Here is a 9,278-nt window from a genome sequence, read left to right as displayed (position 1 = left end):
GCGCCGAGGTGCCGGGGTGCGTCCGTCAGGAGGCGCCGGGGTGCGAGGCCGCGGCGGCGCAGCCGGCCCGCCGCCACCGCGCCGCCGAGCACCGCGAGCCCGCCGCCCGCGGCCAGCAGGTAGCCGGTGACCGGCTCCGGGCGCGGCGCCACGTAGCCCTGCCGCCACGAGTTCGACGTCACCGCCGTGGTGGCGACGTTGGCCATCACGAAGCACGACGCCCGAGCCGTCTCGTCGGTCCGCGCCGAGCAGGCGTCGTGCATCCTCCGGTCCAGCTGCGCGTCAAGGCTTCTGCGTGCCCACGGGCCGAGCTGCGCGCCCGCGCCGTCCGCGTAGCGCAGCAGGTCGTAGCCCAGGTCGTGCGCCTGGCAGGAGGCGTCGAACTCGGCGGGCAGCGGGACCGGCGAGGAGCAGTCCCCGTTCGGGTTCACCAGCATCCCGTCGACCGTCGTGGGCCGGTAGCCGGCCGCGGCCGCGAAGCCGTCCGGGATCGAGGCCACGGCCGCGTCGGGTGCCTGCGTCGTCAACGCGAGCACGGCCCGGGCGGCCGCCGCGTCCTCGCGGGTGGAGTCCGCGTGGGCGGTGACGGGGACGCCGGAGACCAGGGTCGAGACGGCCGCCGCCGCCAGCACTGTCCAGGTGGCTTTTCGCATGCCGAGAACGCTAGAAATTCGCCGTACGCTGGCACATCACCCTGTGGCGCGGTTCCGGGACTCCCGCCCGGGGACGATCGGCGGCCCGGTCTCGTACCGTGGAGCCAGGCCGATCTCACTCCGTGGGGTGAGGACTTCCGGGGCCGGGTTTCCTAGGGTTCTGGGCGTGGGAGAGAACAGGGACAAGAAGGCCGGCGACGCCGAGGCGTTGCGACGGTTGGCGGGCCGGGCGCGGCCGCGCCGGCTCGACGCGGGCCAGCGGTGGGACGCACTCGTCGTGTTCGTCGGCCTCGTGCTGTTCGCGATCGCCTGGCCGACGCTGCAGGTGACGCACCACGTACCGGCGGGCGTGCAGCCGGTGATCGGTGGACTGGCCGCGCTGCCGTTCCTGCTGATCCGGGCGAATCCCGCTCTGGGATGGGCGATCTCGGCTGGTGCCGCGCTGGTGATCCCGATCGTGTTCGAGCCGTTCCCGGACTACGGCTTCCCGTGGCAGGTGGTGCACGTGATGGTGCTGACGGCCCTCCTGGTGGCGGTGAGCATGCGGTCGCCGCTGCAGGTGGTGGCCGTCGCGTGGGTGTCCACGGTGCTGTTGTTCCTGGCGCACGCCCCCGGCCAGGACGGCCGGGGCTGGGCGGTCGGCCTCACCGGGTTGGTGATCTTCGGGCTGCTGGTCCGCTGGCTGGTGCTCTCGCGGCGCGAGCTGGCGCGGCAGGAGGAGGTCAACGAGGTCGAGCGGGCCCGCCGGGCCGTCCTGGAGGAGAAGGCCCGGATCGCCCGGGACCTGCACGACGTGGTCGCGCACCACATGTCGCTGGTGGTGGTGCAGGCGCAGAGCGCGCCGTACCGGATCGAGGGGGTCTCCCCGGTGGCCCGCGCGGAGTTCGAGTCGATCGGCGCCACCGCGCGCGACGCGCTCAACGAGATCCGCGGCATGCTCGGGGTGCTGCGCAGCGACGGCCAACTCGCCGAGCACGCGCCGGTGCCGGGAGTCGACCGCATCGGCGAACTGGTCGAGGGCAGCAGGCGGGCGGGCATGGTCGTCACCGTCGACGACGGCGGCCTGCCCGACCCGATACCGGACTCCGTCTCACTCGCCCTCTACCGGATCCTGCAGGAGTCGCTGTCGAACGCGGCCCGGCACGCGCCGGGTGCTGCGGTCCGCGTCACCCTCGGCCACGACGGCGACCTGGCCGTGCTCGACGTGCTCAACGACCGGGCCGCGTCCGGACCGGCGGCCGCCGGGGGCGCGAATTCGGGTGGTGCAACGGCACATTCGTCCGGGGGGCACGGCATCGCCGGGATGCGGGAGCGGGCCTCGTCCGTCGGCGGCATCCTCAGCGCCGGCGCCGGCGCCGGCGGAGGTTTCGCGGTCCGGGCGAGGATCCCGACCGCCCTTGGGATGCAGGTGTCGGGCGGACCCGTCCAGCCGACATAGGCTGGCCGGGTGGCGATCACGGTGTTCATTGCGGACGACCAGGCGATGGTGCGGCAGGGCTTCGGTGCCCTGCTCGCCGCGCAACCCGACCTCACCGTCGTCGGTGACGCACCCGACGGGAAGGTCGCCGTCGACGAGGTGCTGCGGCTGCGGCCCGACGTGGTGCTGATGGACGTGCGGATGCCGGAGATGAACGGGCTCGAGGCCGCGGAACGGATCCTGTCGGCGCGGCTCGACCCGCCGGTCCGGGTGCTGATGCTCACCACCTTCGACATCGACGACTACGTCTACCAGGCGCTGCGGGTGGGGGCGAGCGGGTTCATGCTCAAGGACGCGCCCGCCGAGGAGTTGGTGCGGGCGGTCCGGGTGGTGGCCGCGGGCGAGGCGCTGCTCGCGCCGACCGTCACCCGGCGGCTGATCGCCGACGTCACCAGCCGCCGCGCCGCCCCGCGTCCCGAGCCGGCCAAGCTGGCCGCGCTGACCCCACGCGAGCGCGAGGTGCTCGAGCTGATCGCGCGGGGGCTGTCCAACGGGGAGATCGCCGAGTCGCTGTTCGTGGCCGAGCAGACCGTCAAGACCCACGTCGGCAAGGTGCTCGGCAAGCTGCACCTGCGGGACCGGGCCCAGGCGGTGGTGCTGGCGTACGAGAGCGGACTGGTCACGCCCGGCTGACGGCGCGTCCCGGGATGCCCGAGCGCCGCGTCGCGGGCAGTATGGCGGTGGAGAGACATCCACGCACACCCGGGGAACGGGGACCTCCATGACGACGATCGGCATTCTGACCAGCGGCGGCGACTGCCCCGGCCTCAACGCGGTGATCCGCGGGGCCGTCCTCAAGGGCGCCACCGTGCACGGGCAGGAGTTCGTCGGGTTCCTCGACGGCTGGCGAGGGCTGGTCGAGGGGGAGGCGATCCCGCTCGACCGTCCTCGTGTCCGCGGTCTCTCGCACGAGGGCGGCACCATCCTCGGGACCAGCCGGTTCGGACCGTTCCAGGGGCCGGACGGGGGAGCGGAGAACATCGCCCGGACGCTCGACAGGCTCGGTGTCGACGCCGTCGTCGCGATCGGCGGCGAGGGCACCGCCGCGGCGTCCCAGCGCCTGCACGAGGGCGGGATCAGGATCGTCGGGGTGCCGAAGACCATCGACAACGACCTCGACCAGACCGACTACACCTTCGGCTTCGACACCGCCGTCGAGATCGCCACCGAGGCGATCGACCGGTTGCGCACCACGGGGAACTCCCACAAGCGCTGCATGGTCCTCGAGGTGATGGGGCGCAATGCCGGGTGGATCGCACTGCACTCGGGGACGGCCGGCGGCGCGCACGCCATCTTGATCCCGGAGCATCCCGAGTCCATCGAGCAGATCTGCGAGTGGGTGACCAGCGTCCGGGACCGCGGCCGGTCCCCGATGGTGGTGGTCGCGGAGGGCTTCACCCTGCCCGGCATGGCGCAGGCGCACTCGACCAAGGGTCTCGACGGGTTCGACCGGCCGCGGCTCGGGGGGATCGCCGAGGTGCTGGCCCCGATGATCCAGGAGCGCACGGGCATCGAGACGCGGGCGACGGTGCTCGGGCACATCCAGCGGGGCGGCGTCCCCACCGCCTTCGACCGGGTCCTCGCGACCCGGCTCGGGATGGCCGTGACCGACCTGGTCGCCGACGGACAGTGGGGCCACATGGTCGCGTTGCACGGGACGGAGATCGTCCGGGTCGGGTTCGACGAGGCGCTCGTCGACCACAAGTCGGTGCCCGAACACCGCTATCAGGAGATGCGCATCATCTTCGGCTGACGCGGCCACCGGTGGCCGACCTCCTGCTGTCGGGACGCGCCGCATAAACTTGTGGCCATGACTGCAGCCGGCCAGGTGGCGACCACGACAGACCTTCTCGACTACGACGAGGTGCTCGCGCGTTTCGAGCCTGTCATGGGCATGGAGGTGCACGTCGAACTGCACACCGCGACCAAGATGTTCTGCGGTTGCCCGACCGCGTTCGGTGCCGAGCCCAACACCCAGGTGTGCCCGGTGTGCCTGGGCCTGCCCGGCTCGATGCCGGTGGTCAACGCGTCCGCGGTGGAGTCCGCGATCCGGATCGGGCTGGCGCTGAACTGCTCGATCACCCCGTGGGGCCGGTTCGCCCGGAAGAACTACTTCTACCCGGATCAGCCGAAGAACTACCAGATCTCGCAGTACGACGAGCCGATCGCCACCGACGGCTACCTCGACGTGGTGCTCGACGACGGCACCACCTGGYGCGTCGAGATCGAACGCGCGCACATGGAGGAGGACACCGGCAAGTCGCTGCACGTCGGCGGCGCCACCGGCCGGATCCACGGCGCCAGCCACTCGCTGCTCGACTACAACCGCGCCGGCGTCCCGCTGGTGGAGATCGTCACCAAGACCATCTCCGGTGCCGGCGAACGCGCGCCCGAGGTGGCCCGCGCCTACGTCACCGCGCTGCGCGACCTGCTCAAGGCGCTCGACGTCTCCGACGTCCGGATGGACCAGGGCTCGATGCGCTGCGACGCCAACATCTCGCTGATGCCGATCGGCGCCAAGGAGCTCGGCACCCGCACCGAGACCAAGAACGTCAACTCGCTCAAGAGCGTCGAGGTGGCCGTCCGCTACGAGATGCGTCGTCAGGGCGCCGTCCTCAGCGCCGGCGGCGAGGTCATCCAGGAGACCCGGCACTTCCAGGAGGCCGACGGCACCACCTCCGCCGGCCGTCGCAAGGAGACCGCCGAGGACTACCGCTACTTCCCGGAGCCGGACCTCGAGCCCGTCGCTCCGAGCGCCGAGTGGGTCGAGGAGCTGCGCGGCACGCTGCCCGAGCTGCCGTGGATCCGCCGCGCCCGCATCCAGGCCGACTGGGGTCTCTCGGACGAGGAGATGCGCGACCTGGTGAACTCCGGCGCGCTCGACCTGGTCATCGCGACCACCGAGGCCGGCGCGCCCGCCGACGCGGCGCGGTCCTGGTGGGTGGCCTACCTCTCGCAGCAGGCGAACACCCGTGGCGTCGAGCTGGCCGAGCTGCCGATCACCCCGGCGCAGCTCGCGCGGGTCATCGCGCTCGTCGCCGACGGCACCCTCGCGAACAAGCAGGCCCGGCAGGCCGTCGACGGTGTGCTCGCCGGCGAGGGCGAGCCGGACGAGGTCGTCGCCAAGCGGGAACTCGCCGTCATGCGCGACGACTCGGCGCTGCAGGCCGCGGTCGACGCCGCGCTCGCCGCCAACCCGGACATCGCCGAGAAGATCCGTTCCGGCAAGGTCGCCGCGGCGGGCAAGATCGTCGGCGACGTCATGAAGGCCACCCGCGGCCAGGCCGACCCGGCTCAGGTCAAGGACATGGTCATCGCGGCCTGCTCCTAGGTCTTGCTCGAAGGGGACCTGATCGAAGGCCCGCGCCGACACGGCGCGGGCCTTCGCGCGTAACGGGCGATCCGCACAGCAGAATCAGCAGATGCCCTCGGTCAGTGCCTCACTTTTCTGGATAGCCCTCTGCGCGGTGGTCGCGCCGCTACTGGCGGGGCTGGTCCCGCGCAAGCTGGTGCCGGAGGTGGTGCTGCTGCTGATCGCGGGCGTCGTCGTCGGTCCGCACGTTCTCGACCTCGCCGTCGTGGGCAGCGAGATCGACCTGCTCCGTGAGCTCGGCCTCGGCATGCTGTTCCTGCTCGCCGGCTACGAGATCAACACCAGCGAGCTGACCGGTCGCGGTGGGCGTCGGGCGCTGATCACCTGGCTGTCCTGCCTGGTGCTGGCCTTCGTGGTGATCGGGTTGCTCGGCCTGACCGGCGCGATCGACGCGGAGATCGCGGTGGCCATCGCCCTGACCTCCACGGCGCTCGGCACGCTGCTGCCGATCCTCAAGGACAGCGGCATGCTCGGAACCCGCCTGGGCCGAACCGTTCTCAACCACGGCGCCTTCGGCGAGCTCGGCCCGGTGATCGCGATGGCGATCCTGCTGAGCTCACGGGGTGCGGGCGCATCGCTGGTCGTGCTGGCGGCGTTCGCGGCGGCGGCGGTAGGAGTCGGGTTCATCCCGGCGGGCCTGCGCCGCGAGGGCTCGAAGCTGGCCTCGATCATCCGGCTCGGCTCCGAGACCACGGCGCAGACGACCGTGCGGTTGACGATGCTGCTGCTGGTCACGCTGATCGCGGTCGCGACCATCTTCGACCTCGACATCATCCTCGGCGCCTTCGCGGCGGGCTTCATCCTGCGCCGGGCGAGGCCCGCGGGGGACGAGAAGCTGGAGGCGAAGCTGGACGGGCTGGCCTTCGGGCTGCTCATCCCGATCTTCTTCGTCACCTCGGGCATGGCGATCGACGTCAAGGCCGTCGCGGCCGCGCCGGGCGTCCTGCTCGCGTTCCTGGTGCTGATCCTGCTGGTGCGCGGGCTGCCGGTGTTCTTCGCCGAACGATTCGACCGGGGCCCGGACCTCGAGGATCCGCCGCCGACCGTGCGCGAGCGGGGTCAGGTGGCGCTGTATGCCGCGACCGGGCTGCCGCTGATCGTCGCGGTGACGGAGGTCGCCGTGAACGCCGGTCAGATGACCGAGTCCAACGCCTCGATCCTCGTCGCGGCGGGCGCGATCACCGTGCTGGTGCTGCCGTTGACCGCGTCGCTGCTCGGCCCGAAGCCGACGCCGTCGCCGGCGCCGGTCGAGCGCGTCCCCTAGCTGTTCCATCTCATGAGGTTGTTTACAGCAGATCGAACAACGTGGGCTCGTAGCCGAGCCCTTCTGTCCGGGGCGTAGCGAGGTTCCCCGACTGCGGTGCAAGGCGGTACGTCGTGATCGGCACCCGACTGGCCGGAGGCTCGTTCCCCAGCGCGCTGTGGGGCCGCTCGTGGTTGTACGTGTTGAGGAAGTCCGCGAGCGCGGCGGTGCGCTCTTCGTCGCTGGACCCCACCTCTCAGCCACGCGCAACTGGATCACCATCTCTTCGATGCCGTCGGGCGTGCGTGTCGGCCGGCGCTCCCTAGAGCATCCGAGGGATGTTCGTCTGGTGGTGATCTCGGTCCGCGTAGGCGACGCTGTGCCGCGAGTGCGAGGACTACCTGCGAGCCGGATCGCGCACCGATCAGTTTCGTGCGCTGAACCGGTCTAAACTTCCGAGACCGGCTGACGGGAGGCATGGCGCGATGCGGAAACTGATCTACGGCATGAACCTGACACTGGATGGCTACATCGCCGCGCCCGGCGACGACCTCGGGTGGAGCGGGCCGAGCGACGAGCTGTTTCAGTGGTGGCTCGAACAGGAGCGGGCGATCGGCCTGTTGCTGTATGGGCGCAAGCTGTGGGAGGCCATGAGTTCCTACTGGCCGACCGGCGACCAGCAGCCCAATGCCACCCCGGCGGAGATCGAGTTCGCGCGGAACTGGCGGGACACGCCGAAGGTGGTGTTCTCCTCGGCGATGGAGAAGGTCGACTGGAACACCCGCCTGGTCACCGGCGACGCGGTCGCGGAGATCACCCGGCTCAAGGCTGAGGACGGCGGGCCGATCAGGGTTGGTGGTGCAACGCTCGCCGGGGCGGCCATGCGGGCCGGGCTGATCGACGAGTACACGATCGTGACCCATCCGGTCCTGGTGGGCGGCGGCACGCCGTTCTTCACCGCGCTGGACAGCTGGGTGAACATGAACCTGGTGGAGACGCGGACGTTTCCCGGCGGGGTGGTTCTGACCAGGTACGAGACGAGGCGCTGAGCGCGTTTCCTCCACACGGCCAACGAAGTGACGAGGGCAGTGATGGCCCCACGGGCTTGATCGCGGAATTGGTTCCAGGAAGTTCTGCACCCAGCCACAGCACTCGAACAAGCCCGCGCCGCGGCGGGAACTCGTGTCAACAACCTCCGGAGAGAACACACCTAGCCGAGCGTGCGATCCTCGGCGAGCGCTCTCGGGCGATGCACCCGTAGGTGCACACTCGGCGCGCGCTAGTCGAAGCCGCCGCCGCCGAGCGGGGCGTCGATCCGGACCACCCGGTCGTCGGTCGGGCCGGGCTGACCGTCGGTCTTGTTCTCGGTGGACACCCAGATCTGGTCCTGGCCGCCGAGTCCGGCGCCGCGCAGCTTCCCGTACTTGTCCTTCGCCACCAGTGACGGTGCCGCCGTCACCGCGCCGGTCTGCGAGTCCAGCGTCAGCACGGCGAGTGCGTTGGCGTCGCTCAGCGACACCGCGACCGCGGCGCCGCCGGCGACGCATCCCGCGACGCCCGGCCGGTCCGGCCACGACCACACCGGCACCCCGGACGCGCCGTCCGCGGTGATCCGCTGCAGCCGGTCCTCGAGCGGGGTCCGGTCGGTCACCCAGATGGCGCCGCCGTGCGGGTCCACACAGACGTCGCCCGCGGTGCCGAGACCGGAGAGCGCGACGCGGGGGGCGGACGGCCCGGTGACGGGGGCCGGCCCCAGCGTGGTGACCCGCAGCAGCTTGCCGGCCAGGGAGTCGGGATCTGTTGCGGCAGCAGGGTTCCCGGCGTCACCGGTCAACACCAGGAGTTCGCTCGGTGAGCTGAAGGCGAGTGCGCCGGTGTTGCCGACCGGGCCGCGCGGAATCCCGGTGAGCACCTCCTTGGGCAGGTCCCCGGGCGCGATCCGGACCACCCGGTTGTCGAACGACGTGCTCACGTACGCGTAGAGCAGGTTGTCCTCCGCATAGGTGGGGGACAGGGCCACGTCGAGCAGGCCGCCGTCGGCGGAACCGTCCACATCGAGCCGGGCGACCTCGGCGGGAGGTTGGCCGGGGGCGACGCGCAGGATCCGGCCGGTGCGCCGCTCGGTGACCAGTGCGGACTGGCCGTCGGGCAGCATCGTCAGGCTGCCGGTGGTGTCGAGGCAGGTCGCGACGACGGACGGGTCCGCGTCCTCGCACGGGGCCAGCGGCCGCGGGGAGGTGCTCGGGGCGGGGCTCTCGGCGGTCGGCGCCGGCCGGCCGGGCGCAGTGTCGCCGCCGGGCGCGAAGGTCGGCACCGGGGTGAACGGGGTCGACGCGGTGTCGTCGAACTTCGCGCAGCCGACGACGGACAGCCCGATCAGTGTCGTCGCTGCGGTGCGACGCAGTGCCAGTGCCGCAGTCGACGGCCGTCCGCGTGAGACTCCCATGCCTTCGAACGGTACGGAAGTGACGGCCGGTGCGGCGCGCCGACCCTCGTCATGCACCGCGGGCTGCCCGCGCGCTCTACCCTGTC

Annotated in this window: 8 protein-coding genes and 1 pseudogene; 6 read left to right on the top strand and 3 right to left on the bottom strand. The window is 71.6% G+C overall.

Going from position 1 to position 9,278, the window contains the following annotated elements; translation table 11 throughout:
- The coding region (locus tag AC1DU4_RS25505; RefSeq protein ID WP_477844642.1) for a hypothetical protein at positions 1 to 653 on the bottom strand (653 nt) is incomplete at its 3' end.
- A gap of 208 nt (positions 654 to 861) precedes the next feature.
- On the opposite strand from AC1DU4_RS25505, the gene AC1DU4_RS25500 reads away from it, so the two are divergent.
- From AC1DU4_RS25500 to AC1DU4_RS25480, 5 genes are all read left to right on the top strand, one after another.
- Positions 862 to 2,091, top strand: a complete 1,230-nt coding sequence (locus tag AC1DU4_RS25500) for a sensor histidine kinase (RefSeq protein WP_477844644.1) — start codon at positions 862 to 864, stop codon at positions 2,089 to 2,091.
- A gap of 9 nt (positions 2,092 to 2,100) precedes the next feature.
- Positions 2,101 to 2,763 (top strand): response regulator, encoded by a 663-nt coding sequence (locus AC1DU4_RS25495; RefSeq protein ID WP_477844640.1) that lies wholly within the window; start codon positions 2,101 to 2,103, stop codon positions 2,761 to 2,763.
- A gap of 88 nt (positions 2,764 to 2,851) precedes the next feature.
- Positions 2,852 to 3,883, top strand: a complete 1,032-nt coding sequence (locus AC1DU4_RS25490; protein ID WP_477844638.1) for a 6-phosphofructokinase — start codon at positions 2,852 to 2,854, stop codon at positions 3,881 to 3,883.
- 57 nt (positions 3,884 to 3,940) lie between these two features.
- Positions 3,941 to 5,461: an Asp-tRNA(Asn)/Glu-tRNA(Gln) amidotransferase subunit GatB gene (gene gatB, locus AC1DU4_RS25485; protein WP_477844636.1), complete on the top strand. Its 1,521-nt coding sequence runs from the start codon at positions 3,941 to 3,943 to the stop codon at positions 5,459 to 5,461.
- 91 nt (positions 5,462 to 5,552) lie between these two features.
- Positions 5,553 to 6,767, top strand: coding sequence for a cation:proton antiporter (locus AC1DU4_RS25480; protein WP_477844634.1), 1,215 nt, complete (start codon positions 5,553 to 5,555; stop codon positions 6,765 to 6,767).
- Positions 6,768 to 6,885: 118 nt separating this feature from the next.
- Here AC1DU4_RS25480 and AC1DU4_RS25475 read toward each other — a convergent pair.
- Positions 6,886 to 6,990: pseudogene (locus AC1DU4_RS25475) on the bottom strand (integrase core domain-containing protein); the annotation flags it as partial.
- A gap of 241 nt (positions 6,991 to 7,231) precedes the next feature.
- Here AC1DU4_RS25475 and AC1DU4_RS25470 point away from each other — a divergent pair.
- Positions 7,232 to 7,795 (top strand): dihydrofolate reductase family protein, encoded by a 564-nt coding sequence (locus AC1DU4_RS25470; protein ID WP_477844632.1) that lies wholly within the window; start codon positions 7,232 to 7,234, stop codon positions 7,793 to 7,795.
- Between the two features lie 230 nt (positions 7,796 to 8,025).
- On the opposite strand, the gene AC1DU4_RS25465 is transcribed toward AC1DU4_RS25470, so the two are convergent.
- Positions 8,026 to 9,192 carry a PQQ-dependent sugar dehydrogenase gene (locus AC1DU4_RS25465; RefSeq protein WP_477844630.1) on the bottom strand — a complete coding sequence of 389 codons (1,167 nt, stop codon included), beginning with the start codon at positions 9,190 to 9,192 and terminating at the stop codon, positions 8,026 to 8,028.
- Positions 9,193 to 9,278: the final 86 nt, after the last annotated feature.

It is taken from the genome of Rhodococcus sp. P4_F5 (assembly GCF_056401315.1).
This window is presented reverse-complemented; position numbering and strand designations above follow the sequence as displayed.

What these genes read in the sequence shown, in the direction of transcription:
- AC1DU4_RS25470 (WP_477844632.1), top strand. Translation starts at nt 7,232, where the DNA reads ATGCGGAAACTGATCTACGGCATGAACCTGACACTGGATGGCTACATC.
- AC1DU4_RS25490 (WP_477844638.1), top strand. Translation starts at nt 2,852, where the DNA reads ATGACGACGATCGGCATTCTGACCAGCGGCGGCGACTGCCCCGGCCTC.
- AC1DU4_RS25480 (WP_477844634.1), top strand. Translation starts at nt 5,553, where the DNA reads ATGCCCTCGGTCAGTGCCTCACTTTTCTGGATAGCCCTCTGCGCGGTG.
- AC1DU4_RS25465 (WP_477844630.1), bottom strand. Translation starts at nt 9,192, where the DNA reads ATGGGAGTCTCACGCGGACGGCCGTCGACTGCGGCACTGGCACTGCGT.